Origin of the sequence: Paraburkholderia sprentiae WSM5005, from assembly GCF_001865575.2 — a bacterium.
In the GTDB taxonomy this organism is placed as follows: Bacteria; Pseudomonadota; Gammaproteobacteria; order Burkholderiales; family Burkholderiaceae; genus Paraburkholderia; species Paraburkholderia sprentiae.
Map to the genome: position 1 here is coordinate 1,443,700 of NZ_CP017562.2, position 19,648 is coordinate 1,463,347.

A 19,648-nucleotide genomic window follows, 5' to 3' on the forward strand; every position below is an offset into this window, starting at 1 on the left:
GTCAATCTATCGGCCCGGTCGTTGGGGGAGGTTGCCTATGCCTCCAATACATGCTGAAACATTTTTGCCTCGAGTTCCCGGAAGCGGACATAGTCCATGTCCAAGGTTTGATTATCACTGGACAAGAGGAACGCATATCCCGGTCGCCCTAGGCTGCCGTTTGTCTTTGTCAGATAATCGCCGATTTTCGGGAATACAATCATCCGGTCCAGTGTCGCCAATTCGCCAAATCGACTGAGATCGGGATTGTTCACAACATATCCTTCCCGATTCGAACACATGTAAACAAACCTTAGGCCTTTTTGTCTTGACCCACGCAATGCGTTCACTCGTCTTTGAAACTGTCCGGAATTCAATACCGTCTCAACCATCACAGAAAGTTGACTGTATCCCTGCGCCTCCTCGACGGCCGCGAAGAGTTGAGCGCCGGTCAGACGCGCGCCGCACTCGATAAGCCGCGGTCCATTGACTGTCAGCATCACCTCACTGTGTGCCGCGCCGTTGCAAATTCCCAGCGCGTCCAGCGTCTCAAGAACATATTTCTCGACCCTCTCGAAAATTTCCGTCCGCCGCATTACGAGTTGCGCATACTCGTCTGTCGAGATTGTGTCCACCAAGCCACCAACGCCAATCCACATATCGGTCACAAAATGATGGCCCTCGCAACTGACACTATTTACCATCAACTCTTGGCCTTGAAGACGTTCTTGAATTACGAATTCCGTATTGATTACTCCTGTCACGTTCGGTTTACCATGAGTGGCCACGAAGGCAGCTTCTATGTCCTTCGCATTCGAACAAAGTGCGACACCATCCGACTTGGCTCCCATTGTCGGCTTCAATATGACCGTATCCAACTTAGATTCACCGTACCAGGCGAGAAGCTCGCGTAGCGACCGCGAAGCGAACTGCCTCATACTGGATACACCAGCCTTCTTAAGTGCTGCGATCATATGAAATTTGTTTCTGCGAGCCTGCGTTGTTCTGGCGTCATTTCGCGGAACAGCGAAATTATCTGCTAATAAATCTGCTAGTACGACACCGGACTCACTACCGGGCATGATTGCTTTGACTGAATACCCGCGGAGATTTTCAAGTATTTCCGACATGGCGGTCGATTCGAGATGAAAGTTGGCAATGTAGTCAACCGGCTTGTAGCCAAACCGCGACGTTTTTTCTGTTGAGCTAATGTGTATGCACTCGTATCCATGGCCGATGAAAGCCGGTGCCAAATATCGCCCCGACGACCATCCATCAACAATCACAATCACGTTTTTGCTTCTGGTTTGCATTTTGCGTCCTCGCAAGACTCGCGGCGAAATTGAGATATGCAGTCCCCCACGCTGAGTCGATGGAGTAGCCTCCGCTTATAACAAGCTCACAAAGGAAAGGGAATAACTCTCTACTTATGGCCGAACTCGCGTCCACAGGTAACAGCGAGGCAACATTGTCCAACGCGACTACATCAACGGCGTTTTCCCCTGAACCACACGTCTGTACTGGTTTGGAAAAATCGGTCGACTCTCGATAAATACGTAGTGGGTTGTACGGACTGGCCGCGTCGCAACTTACGTCGCCAATCATCGAAAGCCGATGTGGCTTTTCGAGCATTTTTGGGTGAAGCAGTATCGTTGTTGTCTCGTCTGACCGTATGCAGTTGAAAAGGATGTCGAAATCTAGAAGCTCATGACGTAAGTCTGAGGCAGTCTCCGCCCTTCCCCAACATTCGTGACCGAGGCCAACGGTCTCCAACAGGTAGCGCACTCCGGATCCAGTCACTCCCCGTGCACCAGCTATGAGGATCCTCGCGTTTCTTACTTTTTCAATCTTCCGCTTCAGAAACTCTACTAGCTCTTCAAAGCTACTATGGAACGTTTTCTCGAGCGATACTTCTGCCGCATCACTCATCTTTCGTTCCATAAGTTCCAGCGTCACGGCCGCCCCACACACGCCCGCCCAGAAACTTACTCCCCGACTCACAAGCTCCAAACCCCGAAAGTCTCGAAGGTACTCAAGATCGAGCAGCGTGCCTCCGCCTCGGCGGAACCGGTCTAGCACCTCAACCGCGGCCGTCTGTTGCTTGAAAACATGGCCAAAATAGATGTGAGTATGACGGACCTCGTTGACGTCTTCACTTAGCTCTTTCAGTCCTAGAATGTACGCGTCGGAAGGCGCGTTTTTCCAAGAATGCGACTTGACGATCTCACACCCGACTTTTTCGTATTGCTCGTCCGGGAAGCACCGCATGGGCGAATGCTCTACGGTCACTACGATACCTTTCTTGGCCAACATCGCAGCATGAGCCGGTACAAGGGGCGTGCGGCGCTCAAAACGTTTGCTTTCGCATCGAAGCCAGATGTGATTCATGAAGCCCTCTTCAGCCAGTAAGAAACGTACCTCGATCGCTTCGCGCGACCGCGGAATACCTGTGCCATGTTGCCGTCATCGGACGATGTCATAGCAGTAATCGGTCTTCGACACAGAAGTCGTGCTCGCGTGCAGTGCTTCGAAAAGTTCTTCGACCAGTGCCAGCAGTATCCGCAATCCGCCGCCCCCCAAGTCGGGTAGCGGTGGTAGTGGTGACGGTCAAATATAGGGAACACAAGCGCACGAGGGATGTCCGGTGTGGCGCTCCAGATACTTGCCATGTGTGTTGCCGATCCGGAACTGCACCGGCTCTATGAATAGAAGCGAGCGAAGGTGCCAAAGGTCGCGCTTTGGGTAGACCTTGCATTGTGCACCGTATGGCGACGCGTCCCAAAGCGGCCGCACTTTCGACGCGCAGCGATCGGTACCGTTGGTGGACAGAACGTGCGCCGGCTCCTCGCTAAGTTCCCGCAGAAATTGAGTGAATGCGAGCATCTGGTCGGCATCGCCATAGAGTGCATAGCGCTTGCCGTGTAGATTCGGCTGACTGTCCGCCATGGCATCGACGAGTTGGCGCAGCTCCATTTCAAGCTTTGCAGGAATCCGCCTTCCCGTCATAAGGAAATGGTCGGTACCTACGACGCCGATGGGCGCGTTCAACGCGATAATCTCCTGGTCATGCTCTGCGGTGAACCTCCTCGTCTTCTCGCAACAATATTCGTGGAACACAAATGTCGCTTTTGCGTTCAGCACGCACCCGACTTCCTCCTGTGTCGCTTCCCCGTTGCACATCCGGAAGTCGCCATCGGTCGATGCGTTCCATGTCTCGGATGGATCGCAGATGATGTTGACCGTCACGCCGAATAGATCGAATTTTCGCCGAATCTCCCTCATGTTGCCGACGACGAAGTCGTCGAATCCGCCGATAAAGTTCACGCTGTCGTCCGGCACGCGTGCAAGCGGGGTGGCAGTTCCCGCCCTACCGCCCCAAAAGTGCTTCAGAATGCCCGGTAGCGCATTGTCACAACTGGTCACGTGGTTTCCGAAAAACGCGGGCGTGTGTGCGAACGGCACATCGTAGTCTTCCCGTACGCTACCCTTCTGCTTGCCGATCCGACCTTTTTCGTAGAAGGTAATCTGCCGAAGTTGAGACATTGTCGTACTCCACAATGAGATAGAAGGTGAAAGCCAGGGTGCGAGTTTGGGCTGCAAAGCCGCGACGATGTCCTCAGCCAGCGGTTCGTCCCGTCTGGTCTTCTTCTGTCGAGTCACGCGTCGGTCGGATTGTGTCCGCGCGGATCGCTCTCACGCAGCTATCGTGCCATGTGCGCACGAGGCGTCCAGAGCCCAGCCGAATAGGACTTCTCGCAAGTTTCCGGAATTGCGGCTTGCGACGTTCGCGACGTCAGCTTCCCGACAAACCCGCGCGTCTTTGTCGCAAATGCAACTCGCAGCACGAGCTCACCTCCATGCTTTGGCGTCTTCGCCATCGCCAAAACCCGATTCGGCGCTGGTATGAACGTTGCAAAACCGCGTGGCCGTTTGCCGTTTGCCGTTTGCCGATGATGCACGAACCGTCGTCCTTTTTGCGAGTGCTCGGTTCTTTATTAGGCATGCTAATGGCCTATGTGTTCATCCGCTACGAACTCGATAGAAACCCGTTGTCCCGTTTGCAGCACGATCGGCGTGTCGTTGACGTCGTCTTCAAGGGACGCACAAGCACTTGTTCACGGCAGTGCAAATCCGACACCAGACGGTGGCGCAAGGACGAGTGCACGATTCGGCCATGCCCCGCAGGCATCGCCGCCCGCGAGGTGAGGAAGACAGACTCAGAACCCGCCCCCGCTGTCGTCGATGTCGGCATCGCTGGGTGGTAACGCTGCTCGCGGATCAGCTCGTGCAACTCGACGCAGTAACGTATCCAGATGCGCGCGCGCAGATCGCTGAGCAGTTCGAAGACCGCGAACGCCTGCTGCGGCGACCCGTTGGCATCGATCATAAAGTCCAGTCCGCCAGACAGGCCCGATGGCAGGTGCGGTGCAGCGGCTCATGGCTTTTTCTCCTGGCGCGCGGCGTTACGCCTGCTGGCGCGCTGCTCGGCCGGGCTCGCGCGGTCCTTGACGCGATACGACTCGCCGTCGATGAGGATGACCTCGGCGCGAAGCACGAGGCGGTCGACCAGCGAGACGACGCAGGCCGCATTCGGGAACACCTCCGACCATGCCTTGAACGGTTTGTTTAATGCAAGATCAGTTTTTACGCAGAGTCTCTGTCCCAGAAGCCTGCGAATCGGTAGTTCTCGACGCCTGTTCTCCGCATAATGATGACGTCTTTCGTGGCCGATCGCCACTACAGGAGTGGCATCATTTTGGCAGCATCTTTTGTTTCGTGACAGCGATCGCAGGAGCTTCGAGATCGACGCGGTGGCGCTCCGCTATGGCGCTACTCCCATGCTTCAAAAGAGTGTGGCTACGCTGAGATCAAGCAAACCTACAGTACCATATCAGCGCCGGGTTGCCGGGCGCTGGTGAGTTGACTGAGCAGGACTTCGGTCGGGTGATCGAAGTCCGTAAGGCCATATGGGTCGTGTCGTTCACAATTTCCACCTGTTCAGAAATCGTGGACATGCAACCATATGAACGACGTGCACGACATGTTCAGCCTTTTTGACTTGTTCAATACTTTATGACGACCCCATCTGAACACGCCTAACATTCCCGCGCCACGTCCGGGCGTTGGGGAACCACGGCTTGAAACACCCATCACTCTGACGTCGATTCAGCGTTTAAAAAAATTGCGCAATTTCAAGGGAGCCGCAGCTGAGAGGATAAATTCCGACTTGCGCACCATTGTGAGCAGCAGGAACTTGATAGCCAGATGCCGCGTTGGCAACGTAGGCGTCCGTTCCAGCGCCTTGAAGAAAACATGGATTTCGGTGGGCGTCAGTGCCCGGTCGCGAGGCTTGAACCGCGCGATGGCTGACGGCCAGATGGCTTCTGCCGGGTTGTCCACCTTCAGCCCCCTGGCCTGCACGAAACGGTAGGCCTGCAGCACGATATCGTGTGCCTGCACGGGCGAGAGCGGCGGCTCTCCGTTCCTTGATCTTTTTGCACTTGGCCATCAGGCGCGACCGTGTGATCTCTTCAAGTTTCAGATGCGCAAACTCCGTCGCGAGATTTCGGTTGTAGACAGACTTTCTCATGGCATGCGTCGACTCCGCGAGGCTGACTTTCACCAATCAGCGTATACGCCGTGCGGGCGGAGACGTCGACGAGGTGCAGCGCCGCAAGAACCGCAACAAGTCGAAGATCCGGGCGCGTGTCGAACATGTCTTCGCGGTCGTGAAGCGACTGTGGGGCTTTACGAAGGTACGCTATCGCGGGCTGGCAAAGAACGCTAATCGGGCGTTCGTCGCGCTAGCGCTAGCCAACGTCTACCTGTCGCGCAGGCAATTGATGGCATCGATACGCCCATAGTGGGCGAAAAGCGGGCAAAGTGCCCGCCCACAAGGCCCGAAAGGGTCGAAACCACACGGCTCGAAATGGGCTTCATGACTTCGAGACGTTCAAATCGCTAACACGTCGCTAATTTGGCGCCTTGTTCAGCCCAGCCCCAGGCATTGCGAGCAACGCACGCGCGCCATGGCCACTGCTTGATGCGCTGACCGGCCAGGACGATATCCATGCGGATAGTCATGAAACACCGGCTCCGCGATGGGTTCCAGATATGGTTTGATCATCTTCTGCGATTCTGTCCGACATCGTCAGGATGGGTCGTCTCGAACCGCACACGCGCTCAACGATCATTTGGGCGGGCAAGATCTGCCACCCACTTCATCTACCTACTGTAAAACGCATTTCTCAACGTATCCACGCTATAGATGAAAGGCATCGATACAATCGATTTTACAAATCGCTTCTTGTGTTGCACAGTGGGACCCGTCGTTGCGGAAATGTGAATTGAGCTGATTGATCGAACACTTCATATTTATACACCTAAGTAGTACGACACATATTTAGGCATGTCTCCATGATGCCCACACTTTTGAATTTACCTCCCGACACGCCGCCTGAGCTTACCGAAACCGTGCCCGTCGCGGCCTTCCGGATCGGACGATCGACTGTGGAGCAGCTTACTGGCTCGATAATTGAACGAAACGGGCCAGACCTGTGAAGGTACTCGATTGCGCATCCGAGGCGCGCGACGAGTGCCACGATCGCGCCGGACGTCGCGACGTCTATTTGACGTTTGACGACGGTCCTTATCCACTTTGCACACCGGACGTCCTCGATGTGCTGGCAGAACACCGGGTGCCAGCAACGTTCTGCGTCATCGGCGCATACGTAGAGGACCAGCCGAAGCTGATCCAGCGAATGATCGCCGAGGGACACGAGATTGCCACTCACACGATGACTCATCCGGATTTGTCCAGATGCGAACCTGATGAAGTACGACGCGAAATATTGGACGCGAACAGGATCATCCGGATGGCGTGTGCCCAAGCCACAGTTCGGCATATACGTGCCCTTACGGAACATGGACGGACGAAGTGGTCGCTGAAGCGGCAAAGGCGGGGCTGGCGGCTCTTGACTGGTCGGTAGACCCTTGGCGTCAGACTAGTCTCGCCCGGCGTCGATGCGATTGTCAGCGCGGTGCTGGCCTCTGTCCGGACTGGCGCAATTGTGCTCTTGCACAACGGACGTCCTCCCGGCGAGTCAGGACGGTGCTGTCATGCTGGGCTGCGCGACCAGACGCTCATGGTGCTTTCCCGCCTGATTCCAGCGCTGCATGACTGCGGATTTGTAATCAGCTCGCTACCCAACCATCCTGAACAAACCGACATCTATGAATGCCATTGCCACAATCAGCACTGCCCCGGTTTTGTTGTATGCACTACTCTCGACTGTTTACAAAAGCGTACAGGCCCTCCATGGCCTACCGACGAGTGGTCCGCCGAATTCGCCCAATGCCGCCGACCCCAACTTTCTGCCGGACGTGGACGTCATCGTCCCGTGCTTTAACGAGCAACCGCGCACGCTCTCGGCGTGCCTGGAGTCCATTGCAAACCAGGACTACGCCGGTAAACTGCGCGTCTATTTGGTCGATGATGGTTCTGCGAATCTCGACGCCGTGAGGCCGGTATACGATGCCCACGCGCGCGACCCCAGATTCAACTTCATTACGCTTCCCCAAAATATGGGAAAGCGCAAGGCACAGATCGCCGCGATACGCTGTTCATCCGGGGAACTGGTACTCAACGTCGACTCGGACACGACGCTGGCGCCCGATGTCGTCAAGAAGCTCGTATTGAGAATGCGAGACACGACGATAGGCGCCGCCATGGGTCAGTTGATCGCCAGCAACCGCAACGATACCTGGTTGACCCGTCTGATCGATATGGAGTACTGGTTGGCTTGCAACGAAGAGCGCGCCGCACAGGCTCGCTTCGGCGCTGTTATGTGTTGTTGTGGTCCGTGTGCCATGTACCGCCGGTCCGCCCTCCTTTTGCTGCTCGATCAGTACGAGACGCAACTTTTTCGCGGGAAACCGAGCGACTTCGGCGAGGACCGCCATCTCACGATTCTCATGCTGACGGCAGGTTATCGGACCGAGTACGTTCCGGATGCCATTGCGGCGACAGTCGTTCCGGACAGACTGGGGGCGTATCTGCGCCAACAACTGCGCTGGGCGCGCAGTACTTATCGGGACACGTTGCTTTCGCTGCGCCTGCTGCCCTGTCTAGATCGCTACCTTACGCTGGACGTGATCGGACAGAATCTGGGCTCGCTATTTCTCGCCTTCTCGCTTCTAGCGGCGCTCGCGCAGCTCGCATTAACAGCGACAGTGCCGTGGTGGACTGCCCTGATAATCGCATCATGGACCATGATCCGCTGTAGCGTGGCATCCGTTCGCGCTCGCCAGATTCGATTTCTTGGCTTTTTTCTTCACACACCCATCAACCTCTTTCTCTTACTTCCCCTGAAAGCCTATGCGCTGTGTACATTGAGCAATAGCGATTGGCTGTCCCGTGGCTCTGCAGGCAACGTATCGAACGTTCGTGAAAAACAGGTCGATACTTCGAATCCGGTTACAAAGCCGAACGCGACTTCAGCGTCAAGATCTGCGACTCCGCACCGTCGGGAGGATCACGCGTGTGAGTCTTCAACATTAGCGACGTCCGACGAAGCATTCGATGGCGATTAGTTAATCGTACATATAGATCTCGAGTATTGCGCCAACCCCAGAACCGCCCACCATTGTCACTGGTCCGCTTGAGTGCGATCGTCTCACGCAAAGGCTCGATTGTCGTCTTCCCAACGCCAGTGCATTCACCGAAATCCTGGTACTCCATTGTCAGTAACTCTCCCGCGTGGCAGGCAAGGATCGTCTATCGACCAGGGCGTTTTCAATCGCGCCGCAGCAGCAGAACGGCTTCTTTTTCTCTAAGACAAGTGCGTAATTTCCCTTCTTATCTCCATGTCCAAAGCAGCAATCAGCTTCACCGGCGTAAGGAAGTCATATGGCGACAAGATCGTAGTCGACGGATTGTCGTTTAGCGTCGCGCCTGGAGAGTGCTTCGGTCTGCTAGGGCCAAATGGCGCGGGCAAGAGCACGACGGTGCGTATGGTTCTCGGCATGGCGCCGCCCGACGCAGGCAAGATCATCGTGCTCGGGGAGCCAGTGCCGGCGCGCGCTCGCTCGGCACGTATGAGCATTGGCGTGGTGCCGCAATTCGACAACCTCGAGCCCGGGTTCACCGTGCGCGAGAACCTTCTCGTGTTTGGGCGCTACTTCGGCATGAGCACACGTGAAATTGAGGCGGTCGTGCCGTCGCTGCTCGAATTTGCCCGCCTCGAAAGCAAGGTCGATGCGCGCGTCACCGAACTATCCGGTGGCATGAAGCGGCGGCTGATGCTGGCACGCGCGCTGATCAACGATCCACAGTTGTTGGTCATGGACGAGCCTACAACGGGTCTCGACCCGCATGCGCGCCACCTGATCTGGGAACGCCTGCGTTCCCTGTTGGCGCGCGGCAAGACGATCCTCTTGACCACCCATTTCATGGAAGAGGCCGAGCGGTTGTGCGACCGACTGTGTGTGCTGGAGGAGGGGCGAAAGATCGCCGAAGGCGGGCCTCGCGCGCTGATCGCAGAACAGATCGGGAGCCACGTGGTCGAGATCCGCGGCGGCAATCCGCATGAGCTGCGCACGTTGATCGCGCCGCACGCGCAGCGTATCGAGGTCAGTGGCGGGACCCTCTTCTGCTATGTGTCCGATCCGGAACGGGTGTGTGTACAGTTGCGCGGGCGCGCGGCGCTGCGCCTTTTACAGCGTCCAGCAAATCTCGAGGATGTCTTTTTGCAGTTAACCGGGCGCGGGATGAAGGAGTGAACGATGAGAGAGTTTTATGCAGCGGCCCTGCCCGCGAACGTGTGGAACTGGGTTGCAGTGTGGCGCCACAACTATCTGGCATGGAAAAAAGTCGCGTTTGCCTCGATTCTCGGTAACCTTGCCGATCCTATGATTTATCTGTTCGGCCTCGGCTTTGGTTTCGGGATAATGGTAGGTCGCGTCGATGGCGCATCTTATATCGCGTTTCTCGCGGCGGGCATGGTCGCCACGAGCGCGATGACCTCCGCGACCTTCGAAACGATTTACGCAGCTTTCTCTCGTATGCATGTTCAGCGCATGTGGGAAGCGATCCTGTGTACACAGCTCACGCTCGGCGATATCGTTCTCGGTGAACTCGCATGGGCCGCCACTAAGGCCTTTTTTGCCGGCATCGCCGTCATGGTGGTAGCCACCGTGCTGGGTTATTCAGCGTGGTCATCCATTCTCTATGCATCGCCTGCCATCGCCCTGACTGGCCTCGCCTTCGCGAGTCTGGCGATGATCCTCGCGGCGCTTGCACCCAGTCACGATTACTTCGTGTTCTATCAAACGCTCGTTCTCACGCCCATGGTGCTCCTGAGCGGCGTGATCTTCCCGATCAGTAAGCTACCTGCCGTATTTTGCGACGTAGCGCGCTTCTTACCGCTCGCACATTCCGTCGACCTTATCCGTCCCGCGATGCTCGGACGCCCGGTGGGCAGTGTTGCCCTGCATATTGGCGCTCTCTGCATTTGCACGGTGTTGCCGTTCTTCCTGTCGGTGGCGGTGTTACGTCGACGCCTCATGTCTTAATGTTAGCTATGGCCTGTACGAGTGACTAGGAAAAACACCATGTCGTATCAACGCGAACGCTTCGTGCATCCGCGCACGCGCCTCATCCGCCGACGGTATCCCTACAGCCCGATATAGCACCGGAAACGAGTCGCGGTGTGGGCAAACAGCAGCGTCAGCGCGCTGCTGATCGCGTACGACCTGTAGTGATGGTCGGCGAGCCACACCTCGTGGCAGCCGAACGTTTGGGCGGCCGGCGCATTACGCACGGTTTGCGTCAGCGCATCGCACGCGTCGCCGTCGGGGTTCTCGACGTTGAGGAAAAGGCCGTAGCGTTGTGCGGAATCCTACATGGCAGGCCCTCTCGTGGAAAGACCACATCAAAGGCAAGTTTTGCGCCCACATCTCGCGGTATGTAAAGTCATGACGACGTCAGCCATGCCTCAGGCAGAAGCGCGACGCTGCGACCACGCCGCGCGGCTGGGCAGGCCGAGCCCGCAACACGCCCGCGATGAGCTCGTCACGCTCGACGAACGCAAAGCGGACCACGGCGCGCGGTGACGCGCGCACAACCGCCGCAGCGCGACCAGCGAGTCCGGGTCGATCAGACCCAATGGGCACAGCACCCGGTAGGCGCCTGACAGCAAAGCCTCGAAGCCTTCGGCACGGCTATCGTCGTCGATGGTCCCGGTGTGATGAACGAACTCGCCTCCGGCCGCCTCCACCAGCGCACGCAGCACGGCGTTGATGCTTGGCCGCCCGCCCACATAAACCCATCGACGCCCGCTCAATGCGCGCGTCAATGCGCGGTCGTCGAGCAGCGCCTGCTCAACCGCGAACAACTCGTGCTGCAGGCTCGCGACATGTGCCCGCGCGCGCTCCAGCGACAGGCTCGCACTGCTGTCGGGAAGGCATGTGCCGCGGTTCTGATTCATGACGGGCTGCGCTTCGGATCGCACCGTTACGGCAACGGCAGGCGGCATGGGTCTCATGGAGAGCGCCTCGTGACATGGCCCGCGAACCGTTCGCCTGCTGCCGGGGTGAGAAACCAGCTACGCACCGCGTCGTTCGTGTAGCGCATCCGGCCGGCATGACGCGCGTGCGGCGCCAGCCGATGCTCGGACAGCGGCTTCGCCAAGCCCCAGAAGTCGGCGCGCAGCGCGGGCGGGAAACCGACGTCGTCGAACGCGTGCCAAAGTTGAATCAGCCAAGGTTCGCGGCCCTCTTCGTCAAACAGCAACGGCGGCCCGAAAGGCCGCCTGCAGATGCGCATGCCGCTCGCCGTAATACAGCAGCCCGCCGCAGGACTCGACCACGAAGTCGGCCACCCGCGACGCGACACAATCGAAGCGGTGACCGACGCGTACTGCCTACTCCGCTCTAAAGCAAAGCGCATGGTCCGAACACACGCCACAACTCGGCGCCTTGCAGATGAACAGGCCCTCGCGCTCGCACAGTTGCTTGTAGAAGAACTTCTTCCACTTCATGTCATGCGTATTCTTCGCGGCCAGCCGCGGAAACCAGCGGCTGATCAATGCGGACAACTCGCGCCGCGACGGCAGAAGCAGGTCTTGCCAAAGGTGTTTTTGCCCGAGGCTCGCGCAGGCCAATGCATGGGCCACGCAGTTCGCCTCGTCTGCCGGGCCGGCGCGCGGATCGGCATGGTGATTGAGCAACGCCACCAGGTCTTCCAGTTCGTCGTCACGCGGCATCGTGGCGGGCGACAAGACGCACGTAAGACCGAGCGCCGGCCCGGCACCTGGGAACCAGCGCGCGAGCATTCGGTGCGTCTGGTCGGCGTCCAGTCCGGGCATCGGCAGCACATCGACGCCGTGGTGCTCGAACCCGCTCGACAGCACGCCGGCGAGTGCCAGCACGGTGGGATCGCCCGCTTCCACCGCGCACGCCATCAGGGTTGCATAGGCGTTCATCGCGGCATCGCTCAGAGAACGGCGGCCGCGTGCGTGTAGCACTTTTTCGGGCAGATCTTCGCGCACGCGGTGCAGCCGACGCACAGTTCCCGATGCACGATAGTCATCACCTTCTTCTCGTACTCGTCGTCTTCGTCTTCGTCGTCGCCGTCCAGTGCGATGTGCGCGCCGTCCTCGTTAAGCCCGACGAGTTGCAGCACGCCACGCGGACAGACACGGAAACAACGTCCGCAACCAATGCATTTTTCTTCGTCGAGCCTGTTGACGAAGGTCGGCGTCCAGCTGGCGCCGCTCGGCAGCGTAACGCTGAAGGTATCGCTCATGATGTGGCTCCGTGGCTTCGCTGGTTCAGGCAGCTGCCTCAGCGGCAGCCTTGCGGGCTGCCATCAGCGCGGCGTGGGCGTCATGGCAGCGCTGGGCGACAGCGAGAATGTTCTCCCAATTGGTCGGGAGTTCCTCTGAGAGGTCGTGCAGGTCCAACTTCGCCTGGGTCGCTTGCGCGTTGAGTTTCTTCAGGTGCGCCTTGAGTTCATCGGCATCGGTGCTCATCGTCTCGGTCCCCTCACGATTCCTTCAGGCTCCGTACTGTGCGACGGCGGGGTACGTCCGGATCACCTCGACCGCTTCGTCGAGAAGCTTTGCGCCCGCCTCGGCGAGCTTCTCCAGCGAAGCGAAGCCGAACCGGTGTACGTCGCGCAACTGCTTGTTGACGACAACGAGCCGCCCCGAGAGCAACACCATGCGCCCGAAGCCCTCGTGGCTCATCTTCATCATCGGCGAAACCATTTGGCCGGTCTCACGCTCGATCGCCACCGCAATCGCGCTATAGAAAAGCTCGAGCCGCCACAGCGTTTCGGGGTCGGGGTCGCCCATGATCGGAATCGCGCGGCGTTCCTCCGGCGTGTGGATGTACGGCTTGAGCAGTTGCAGGTCGGTCTTTCCGTCCCACACGCCGCGGGCGTCCTGCGCGCGCAACTGCCTGACGAGCTGCTGCACAAACGGTGCGACCAGCAGCATTTCATCGCTGGCCTTGGACGGAATTGCGGATGATTCAGCCATGGGATACCTCATCGTCTTCAAAGTCGTATACACGTTCGCCACCCTTCACCAGCGCCTTGCGCAGCCACGGCGGCGGCGTGCCCTTCAGCACCTGTTGCAACTTGCCGAGAGTCTCCTCGATGGACTCGGGCCGCGGCACCTTGATCGGGTGAATCTTCAGCGCAACCACTCGCGCCGCGGCCGAGCCGCCGATTGCGGCGACGTACAGGATCGCGCAATCCTTGACGGCTTCGAGCTTGGGCACGAGCTTGTCCTCGTCGCCGTCCTCTTCGAGCTTGCCACCAAAGTCGAACGCCTCGACGAACTGGTAGCCGTCCGGTGTGACGTTGTAGGTGACGATGCTCCTCGCCCAGCCAAAATGCGCATCGACGAACTGCCTGTCCTGGGTGGCGAACGCGATCTTCATGCTGTGTGCTCCTTTAGGTGGGTCAAGCACCGGCCGCGACGACAGGAATGTTCGCTTCCCGCGCCGGATCGCGCGCGGCCAGATCGATAGCGGCCTGCGGCAGCGGCCAGTCGGCCGGATCGTGATGCGGAATCCGTTCGATCATCAGGTTGGCGATCTCAAAGATCAGGTTCATCGTGCCGCGGTAGCCGACGTAGCGTCGATGTGAGTTCCCAACCCGGTCGAAGACCGGAAAACCGATCCGGAAGAGCGGCTTTTGCAGGTGCTCGGCCATCTGCCTGCCGTGCGAATGCGTGATCAGCAGGTCGCAGTCCGCCGCGGAGCGCTCCATGTCTTCGAGATCGCCGATCACGACCTGATCAGCGGGCAGCAACGCGTGCGCGGGCGATCGCGTCGTGCTGATGCAGCAGCGCAACTGCGCGCCCATCTCGTGCAGCACGCTGCCGACCGCGAACAGCAGATCGGGCTCTGCGCCGATCGCGACCTTGATGCCTCCAGTGTAGAAATGGCCGTCTAGCATCGCATCGAGCAATTGGCTGCGCTGACGCCGGTATTTCGCGGGAACGGGTCGTCCGGAGCGCTGCGCGAGCAATTGCAGCAGACGATCGTTGGGTTCCAGTCCGGTGAGCCGCCCGAACACTTCGAACGGCGTGCCAGCGATAGCATGCAATGCCTCCGCGCCGTCGCGCGTCTGCTCGCCCACGCCGATCGTAAATGCCGATGCACCCGCGGCCCGGATCTCCGCGAGCGTGGTACCGCCCAGTGTGGTGCCGCGCCAGTCCGGTGCGATATGGCCGTCGAGCGAGCCGGAAATGTCGGGCAGCACAATGACATCGAAGCCGAACGCTTCGATGATCTCGCGCAGTTCGTCGATGTCGCCAGGCGACAGATGGCTGCCGGGCAGCAGCGTCACCTGATTGGCCACCGTTGGCAACGCCTTGACCAGCGCGTTGACGATGCCGGTAATCGCATGCCGGTAGCCGTCTTCGAATGCGCCGACATAGTCGGGGGTCGACACATAGACGATCTCAGTGTCGTTGAGTTCGGGCTTGCGCTTGCGCACGGTAACGAGATAGCCGGCCACGTCGTCGCCCTCGGTCTCGGTGAGACCTGTTGAACAGATCGCGATGACCTTCGGCGCAGCGCGCTTGCGGATGTTGAGCAGCGCGGCCTCGATGTTCTCGTAGCCGCCGAGCACCGCGGTGACTTCGTCCATGGCTGTCGTCTGCAGCGGGATCGCCTCCCTGAAGTGGCGCACCAGCAGCACGAGGCCGAACGACGTGCAGCCCTGCGAGCCGTGCATCACGGGCATGCAGGCATCGAGCCCAAGGAACGCGAGGCTCGCGCCCAGCGGCTGGCTCATCTTGAGCGGATTGACCGCACAGGCTTTCATAGATTCGACGACATCGGCCATGGCATGTTCTCGAGTTCGGGGGCGTCAGGTCGGTGTATACCGGGTTCGAGGCTCATCGCCCCCACCCCGGGGCGCTCGACGGCGGGCGCGCGGCTTGCGCTTGGACCACACCGAGCGCTCCCCCGTCGTCGCCCCACGGAGCAGGGATCCGCACCTGTTGCCACACCGGGCTGTAGATCGCGCGGTCGATCTCATGCACCAGCTCGACGATTCCCTCGTAGCCGCCATAAGGGTGGTGGCGTTCCTGATTGATGTCGAGCCACGGTATGCGGGCCTTCAGTGCGACGAACTGTGAGCGGCCACCCGACAGCATGATGTCGGCCCGCGCGTCCCTGAGCATCGCGTACATCTCGCGCGGAGTCATGCCGTCGATCATGTGGGCGTCGTCGCCCATGATCTCCTTGATCTTGTCCTTGTCTTCCTTGGTGCTCTTCTTGACGCTGGTGCCGACGATTTCGAGCCCTGCTTCCTGCAGCGCGGAAACCACCGACCAAGACTTCACGCCACCTGTGATGAGCAACACCCGCTTGCCGGTAAGGCGCGCTTTGTACTGCGCGATGCGCTCCCACGCGCGCGCTTCCTCGACGGCGATCAGGCGCTCGGTCCGCTCGAGCAGATCGTCCGGTGCGCCCTGCTGCACGAGCAGGCTGGCGATATGGCGCAGCGTGTCGCTCATGTCGCCGATCCCATAGAACGAGCCCTCGAAGTAAGGGATGCCGTAGCGCCGCTGCATCTTTGTCGCGATGTTGATCATCGACTTCGAGCAGACCATCATGTTGACCTTGGCGCGATGCGAACTTGCGATCTCGTTGTAGCGCCCGTCGCCGGAGATGCACGAGAGGATACGGATGCCTAGCGCGTCGAGCAGCGGCTTGGTCTGCCAGAGTTCGCCCGACAGGTTGTATTCGCCAATGACGTTGATGTCATACGGCGTCGTGTACTCGGGCTCGCGCGTGCCGATCACATAGTTGAGGATCGCCTCGCCGCCAAGCTTGTTGCCCAGATTCTTCGGCCCTGCGAAACCGGGGGAAATGACCGGAATCACCGGCTTGCCAAATTGTTCGGTGGCGCGCTTGCAGACTGCCTCGATGTCGTCGCCGATCAGCGCAGTGACGCAGGTCTGGTAGACGAACACTGCGGGCGGATCGTATTTCTCGATGATTTCGCGCACGCTCCTGAACAGGCGCTTCTCGCCGCCGTACACCACGTCGAGTTCGTTGATATCGGTGGTGAAGCCCGTGCGATAGAGTTGCGAACCGGACGAAGCGGCGTGCCGGTTGTCCCACGAGTTACCTTCACAAGCAATCGGCCCGTGCACGAGGTGTGCGACGTCCACCACCGGCTGCAAAGCGATCTTCGCGCCGTCGAACGCGCACCCGCCTGCGGCCGAACCCGGCGAAAGCTGCTTCGTGCAGCCCCTTTTGCGTTCCTTCTCGCTCTTGCCTTGATTCTTGTCGCAACCCGGCTCGTCGAAAACTTCGGCGATTTGGGCATTGAGCGAAGCAGACATGATGTGCTCCTGATGGATGGACGTTTCTCTAGTGGCAAGTTCCATACCACCGGGAAACGCCTTGAAAACGTGCCAATTGGCGCTGAAGCAGTCGCTCGCGCGCACCGTCATCGCGAGTTTGAACGGTTTGCGACAAACGGTTCGCGACACAGAAAACGACAACACACGTTCACTGCCTGCCTTGCCGTTCCGTATTGAGCAGGACCCGTGCGATCGCATTGGCGCGCGCCTCCGGCAACGCATCCGGCCTCAAGGGTTCGCGAACCGCCAGGTAAGCAGTCAGCGCGCGGCGCATCCGTGGAGCTTTCGCGTAGTCCGTCTACCATGACCGGGATACGCCGCAAAGTCGCAGAGACAGACTTCCAGCAAGCGCTCGAAGCGCTCAGGCCTGATCTCGGCCGGTACGCGTTCGAGCAATGCACCGAGCGCGCCTGCGCGCATATCCCGAACGCTCTTCCAGTGTGTATGCGCCATTCGCGCCGCCTGCCCCGCTGGGCGGCTCAGTCGTCGTCGACCAGCGCGAGCAGTTCGCGCGGCGTTACCTCGTCATTGATCTCCGCGAGGCTCAACGGGTCGGACGCCGCCACCTCGCGCTCAAAATCGTCGTAGGCGAACCACCCACGCAGCGGCACTGAGTCAGACTGCTTGACTACATAAATCATGCCCCGCTCCCTCGCTGAGGTTCGTGACGCAGGCTAGCTGTAGCGGCTCGATAACATAAATCTCCAAGGCCCGATAACAGCGCCTTTTCGGGATTACATTGGCTGAGAATATCGGCGCGTCCAGGTCCACATTAAGTGAGAACGGGGTCACGTTAACTGAGAACGGCTCGATAACATCGGCCAGGATCCACAATCAGTGAGAATGCTCGACGGGCACGCCGGTAGCCAGCAGATGAAATGGTGAGTCAGGGGCGGCATATGGGCCGCCGGCCCTTCCCGATCATTCTTCCGGACCGGACCCCCCGCTCCCTGCAACGCTCAGAAGCACTGGTCACCCACGATTCGTACTTGCGGTTTTTCCCGTGCGGGTGCGCCGCCAAGGAGCGCCTGACTCAGGTATCCGCTGCGCACCAGCATGTCCTGTAACGCGTTTTCAGCATCCTCCATGCTGACTTCGCCCTGTGCCTTACGCGCAATACTTTGCTGGGCCAACCGGCGCACCAGTTCCTTGATGAATGCAGCGCTGACGCCTTCAGTCCGCTCCACTGCAAACGCTGCGACGTCTGCCGGGATGCTCATCCTCGAACCGTAGAGCCGGAGCAGGCGCGCCCGGCAATCCGCATCAGGTGCCGGTATTTCAATGGCCTGATCAACCCGGCCTGGACGGGCCGCGAGCGCCTCCTCGATTTCCTCCGGCCGGTTGGTGGTAAGCACGAACAGGATCTCGGCGTCCTGATGAAGTCCGTCCATTTCGTTGAGCAAGCGGTTGAGCAGACTCTCTTCCTTCGGGCCGCGCATCTCGGTGCGATGTCTCCCGATCAGATCGACGTCCTCGATGACCACCATGCTTGGCTGTAGCAACCGGGCCAGCAGCATATAGTTGTCGAGTTGCCCCACTTGATTGGCGCTGATCAGAAGGGTGGTATGCGCTGGCAGATTGCTGGCGAGGTACTTGATCGTATGGGTTTTGCCCGTTCCGGGCGGCCCGTACAGCAGGACACCCTTTTGCAACGACTGGCGTAATATCTTTAATCCTTCTCTGGTGCGTGCGAATTCAAAAATATTGCGATCAAGCAGCTCCATGGTTTGCGGTGACACGATGACGTCCTGACGCTCCACGGCAGGCAGACGGTGCACGACGATGCTGCGGGGCTGGCCTGAATAATCCTCGGTTACCTCGAGGGAAAGAACTTTGCCCCGGTACAGACGGGACTCGCGAATTGCCTGCTCCAGCCCCGCATACACCTCGCTGCCGAAGGTCAGCCCGCGCGCGTTGGGCAGACTGACAATCTCCACGCTCGCGATAGACGTGTTCATTCCTTCCATGTGCTGCTCGAACAGCACAGCGGCTCTCAGCTCGCCATCGGTGATCAGCCACAAGCCGTTGTCGAGTACCGCGACCGGTGTTTCTTCTCCGACATCGACATCCCGGTATTTCACAGGAGCAAGGGACACCGTGGTAGACATCGGGCCGGTACTCTGCACAAACAGCGAGGAAATTGTCAACGGAAACCGCTCATGAACATGATTGAGGCCGAGAAGGCGCGGAGCGAACGGCGTCAGCAGGCGGGAGAGCGTCTGTTGAAGCTCGGGGCGCGTGTGATGGGGAAACTGCCGCTGCGAGGAGGTGAGCTCTTCCGGGGACCGATCATCAAAATGCGCAGCTAGCGCTTCCCATGCAAATTGCTGCCTTACCGGGTCAAGGTTCTTGTGATCAATATCGGTGAACTGGTTCATGAACGGACTCTTTGATATTAGATGGCGGCGCCAAGTACCGATGCGAACGCGCAACAACGAGTCGCTACAGCTAGCTACATACAGCGCAGCAATTTCGTTTTCAGCGGTGCCCCGCTACTCGACACCCTCCGCCGCAATCTTCGCCCACACCGCACGAGGTAACCGCGGCGCGATGCCCGCCGGGCTCGCGTCGAACTGCCGTCGAGCCGCCGACATCGCACCCTGTGCAATCGCAATCTCCTCGTGCGTCAATGGCAACCGGCCGGCCACATGCGCGGGCCCCCGGGCAGCACGTGGGCGATCATCTGCGGGTTCCGGTGTTCGGGCAGCGGGACGCGGTGGTCGGCCCTCGCCCACACCGGCCAGGCAAACCTAGCCGTTGATGACCTCGACGTTATG

At 59.2% G+C, this 19,648-nt stretch carries 19 protein-coding genes and 3 pseudogenes; 5 read left to right on the top strand and 17 right to left on the bottom strand.

The window, feature by feature from the left end; genetic code table 11:
• Window positions 1-35: 35 nt before the first annotated feature.
• The 6 genes and pseudogenes from BJG93_RS23220 to BJG93_RS23245 form a co-directional block, all read right to left on the bottom strand.
• Complete coding sequence (locus BJG93_RS23220) at window positions 36-1,292, bottom strand: ATP-grasp domain-containing protein (RefSeq protein WP_082194573.1); 1,257 nt, start codon at window positions 1,290-1,292, stop codon at window positions 36-38.
• The gene (locus BJG93_RS23225) at window positions 1,255-2,367 is read right to left on the bottom strand and encodes a saccharopine dehydrogenase (protein ID WP_082194574.1); all 1,113 of its coding nucleotides are present in this window, start codon (window positions 2,365-2,367) and stop codon (window positions 1,255-1,257) included. The genes BJG93_RS23220 and BJG93_RS23225 overlap by 38 nt, the downstream gene beginning before the upstream one ends.
• A gap of 75 nt (window positions 2,368-2,442) precedes the next feature.
• Window positions 2,443-3,474: pseudogene (locus BJG93_RS23230) on the bottom strand (nitrogenase component 1); the annotation flags it as partial.
• A 532-nt stretch (window positions 3,475-4,006) separates the two neighbouring features.
• Complete coding sequence (locus BJG93_RS23235) at window positions 4,007-4,366, bottom strand: hypothetical protein (RefSeq protein ID WP_034478434.1); 360 nt, start codon at window positions 4,364-4,366, stop codon at window positions 4,007-4,009.
• Between the two features lie 48 nt (window positions 4,367-4,414).
• The gene (locus BJG93_RS23240) at window positions 4,415-4,579 is read right to left on the bottom strand and encodes a hypothetical protein (RefSeq protein ID WP_407675302.1); all 165 of its coding nucleotides are present in this window, start codon (window positions 4,577-4,579) and stop codon (window positions 4,415-4,417) included.
• Between the two features lie 608 nt (window positions 4,580-5,187).
• Window positions 5,188-5,599: pseudogene (locus tag BJG93_RS23245) on the bottom strand (tyrosine-type recombinase/integrase); the annotation flags it as partial.
• 49 nt (window positions 5,600-5,648) lie between these two features.
• Between BJG93_RS23245 and BJG93_RS23250 the strand changes: the two are divergent.
• The 5 genes and pseudogenes from BJG93_RS23250 to BJG93_RS23270 all read left to right on the top strand — a co-directional run.
• A pseudogene (locus tag BJG93_RS23250) lies at window positions 5,649-5,843 on the top strand (transposase); the annotation flags it as partial.
• A gap of 693 nt (window positions 5,844-6,536) precedes the next feature.
• On the top strand, window positions 6,537-6,968 hold the full coding sequence (locus tag BJG93_RS23255) for a polysaccharide deacetylase family protein (protein WP_063828913.1): 432 nt from the start codon (window positions 6,537-6,539) through the stop codon (window positions 6,966-6,968).
• Between the two features lie 244 nt (window positions 6,969-7,212).
• Window positions 7,213-8,571, top strand: coding sequence for a chitooligosaccharide synthase NodC (nodC, locus tag BJG93_RS23260; RefSeq protein ID WP_071336652.1), 1,359 nt, complete (start codon window positions 7,213-7,215; stop codon window positions 8,569-8,571).
• Window positions 8,572-8,844: 273 nt separating this feature from the next.
• Window positions 8,845-9,759: a nodulation factor ABC transporter ATP-binding protein NodI gene (nodI, locus tag BJG93_RS23265; RefSeq protein ID WP_071336653.1), complete on the top strand. Its 915-nt coding sequence runs from the start codon at window positions 8,845-8,847 to the stop codon at window positions 9,757-9,759.
• Window positions 9,760-9,762: 3 nt separating this feature from the next.
• Window positions 9,763-10,551, top strand: a complete 789-nt coding sequence (locus BJG93_RS23270) for an ABC transporter permease (protein WP_071336654.1) — start codon at window positions 9,763-9,765, stop codon at window positions 10,549-10,551.
• Between the two features lie 422 nt (window positions 10,552-10,973).
• Here BJG93_RS23270 and BJG93_RS23275 read toward each other — a convergent pair whose 3' ends face one another.
• From BJG93_RS23275 to BJG93_RS23325, 11 genes are all read right to left on the bottom strand, one after another.
• The gene (locus BJG93_RS23275) at window positions 10,974-11,465 is read right to left on the bottom strand and encodes a DUF2325 domain-containing protein (protein WP_231337487.1); all 492 of its coding nucleotides are present in this window, start codon (window positions 11,463-11,465) and stop codon (window positions 10,974-10,976) included.
• A gap of 53 nt (window positions 11,466-11,518) precedes the next feature.
• Window positions 11,519-11,770 carry a hypothetical protein gene (locus BJG93_RS23280; protein WP_322786927.1) on the bottom strand — a complete coding sequence of 84 codons (252 nt, stop codon included), beginning with the start codon at window positions 11,768-11,770 and terminating at the stop codon, window positions 11,519-11,521.
• A 130-nt stretch (window positions 11,771-11,900) separates the two neighbouring features.
• The gene (locus BJG93_RS23285; protein WP_231337594.1) at window positions 11,901-12,461 is read right to left on the bottom strand and encodes a nitrogen fixation protein NifQ; all 561 of its coding nucleotides are present in this window, start codon (window positions 12,459-12,461) and stop codon (window positions 11,901-11,903) included.
• Between the two features lie 11 nt (window positions 12,462-12,472).
• Entirely contained in the window at window positions 12,473-12,784 is a 312-nt protein-coding gene (gene fdxB, locus BJG93_RS23290) for a ferredoxin III, nif-specific (protein ID WP_102630889.1), read from the bottom strand.
• A 25-nt stretch (window positions 12,785-12,809) separates the two neighbouring features.
• On the bottom strand, window positions 12,810-13,010 hold the full coding sequence (locus tag BJG93_RS23295; RefSeq protein WP_018423155.1) for a CCE_0567 family metalloprotein: 201 nt from the start codon (window positions 13,008-13,010) through the stop codon (window positions 12,810-12,812).
• 24 nt (window positions 13,011-13,034) lie between these two features.
• Window positions 13,035-13,520: a NifX-associated nitrogen fixation protein gene (locus BJG93_RS23300; protein WP_027193738.1), complete on the bottom strand. Its 486-nt coding sequence runs from the start codon at window positions 13,518-13,520 to the stop codon at window positions 13,035-13,037.
• Entirely contained in the window at window positions 13,513-13,926 is a 414-nt protein-coding gene (gene nifX, locus BJG93_RS23305; protein ID WP_027193739.1) for a nitrogen fixation protein NifX, read from the bottom strand. Before nifX ends, BJG93_RS23300 begins: the two co-directional genes overlap by 8 nt.
• Window positions 13,927-13,948: 22 nt before the next feature.
• Window positions 13,949-15,340, bottom strand: coding sequence for a nitrogenase iron-molybdenum cofactor biosynthesis protein NifN (nifN, locus tag BJG93_RS23310; protein ID WP_102630888.1), 1,392 nt, complete (start codon window positions 15,338-15,340; stop codon window positions 13,949-13,951).
• A gap of 52 nt (window positions 15,341-15,392) precedes the next feature.
• Window positions 15,393-16,850, bottom strand: a complete 1,458-nt coding sequence (gene nifE / locus BJG93_RS23315) for a nitrogenase iron-molybdenum cofactor biosynthesis protein NifE (protein WP_102631009.1) — start codon at window positions 16,848-16,850, stop codon at window positions 15,393-15,395.
• A gap of 500 nt (window positions 16,851-17,350) precedes the next feature.
• Window positions 17,351-17,512 (bottom strand): hypothetical protein, encoded by a 162-nt coding sequence (locus BJG93_RS23320; RefSeq protein WP_231337488.1) that lies wholly within the window; start codon window positions 17,510-17,512, stop codon window positions 17,351-17,353.
• A 318-nt stretch (window positions 17,513-17,830) separates the two neighbouring features.
• Complete coding sequence (locus BJG93_RS23325) at window positions 17,831-19,249, bottom strand: AAA family ATPase (protein ID WP_231337489.1); 1,419 nt, start codon at window positions 19,247-19,249, stop codon at window positions 17,831-17,833.
• Window positions 19,250-19,648 lie beyond the last annotated feature (399 nt).

Excerpts from the sequence above, each read along its gene's own strand:
- BJG93_RS23220 (WP_082194573.1), bottom strand. The coding sequence starts at position 1,292 with ATGCAAACCAGAAGCAAAAACGTGATTGTGATTGTTGATGGATGGTCG.
- BJG93_RS23225 (WP_082194574.1), bottom strand. The coding sequence starts at position 2,367 with ATGAATCACATCTGGCTTCGATGCGAAAGCAAACGTTTTGAGCGCCGC.
- BJG93_RS23235 (WP_034478434.1), bottom strand. The coding sequence starts at position 4,366 with ATGATCGATGCCAACGGGTCGCCGCAGCAGGCGTTCGCGGTCTTCGAA.
- nodC (WP_071336652.1), top strand. The coding sequence starts at position 7,213 with ATGAATGCCATTGCCACAATCAGCACTGCCCCGGTTTTGTTGTATGCA.
- nodI (WP_071336653.1), top strand. The coding sequence starts at position 8,845 with ATGTCCAAAGCAGCAATCAGCTTCACCGGCGTAAGGAAGTCATATGGC.
- BJG93_RS23270 (WP_071336654.1), top strand. The coding sequence starts at position 9,763 with ATGAGAGAGTTTTATGCAGCGGCCCTGCCCGCGAACGTGTGGAACTGG.
- BJG93_RS23275 (WP_231337487.1), bottom strand. The coding sequence starts at position 11,465 with ATGAATCAGAACCGCGGCACATGCCTTCCCGACAGCAGTGCGAGCCTG.
- BJG93_RS23285 (WP_231337594.1), bottom strand. The coding sequence starts at position 12,461 with ATGAACGCCTATGCAACCCTGATGGCGTGCGCGGTGGAAGCGGGCGAT.
- fdxB (WP_102630889.1), bottom strand. The coding sequence starts at position 12,784 with ATGAGCGATACCTTCAGCGTTACGCTGCCGAGCGGCGCCAGCTGGACG.
- BJG93_RS23295 (WP_018423155.1), bottom strand. The coding sequence starts at position 13,010 with ATGAGCACCGATGCCGATGAACTCAAGGCGCACCTGAAGAAACTCAAC.
- BJG93_RS23300 (WP_027193738.1), bottom strand. The coding sequence starts at position 13,520 with ATGGCTGAATCATCCGCAATTCCGTCCAAGGCCAGCGATGAAATGCTG.
- nifX (WP_027193739.1), bottom strand. The coding sequence starts at position 13,926 with ATGAAGATCGCGTTCGCCACCCAGGACAGGCAGTTCGTCGATGCGCAT.
- nifN (WP_102630888.1), bottom strand. The coding sequence starts at position 15,340 with ATGGCCGATGTCGTCGAATCTATGAAAGCCTGTGCGGTCAATCCGCTC.
- nifE (WP_102631009.1), bottom strand. The coding sequence starts at position 16,850 with ATGTCTGCTTCGCTCAATGCCCAAATCGCCGAAGTTTTCGACGAGCCG.
- BJG93_RS23320 (WP_231337488.1), bottom strand. The coding sequence starts at position 17,512 with ATGATTTATGTAGTCAAGCAGTCTGACTCAGTGCCGCTGCGTGGGTGG.
- BJG93_RS23325 (WP_231337489.1), bottom strand. The coding sequence starts at position 19,249 with ATGAACCAGTTCACCGATATTGATCACAAGAACCTTGACCCGGTAAGG.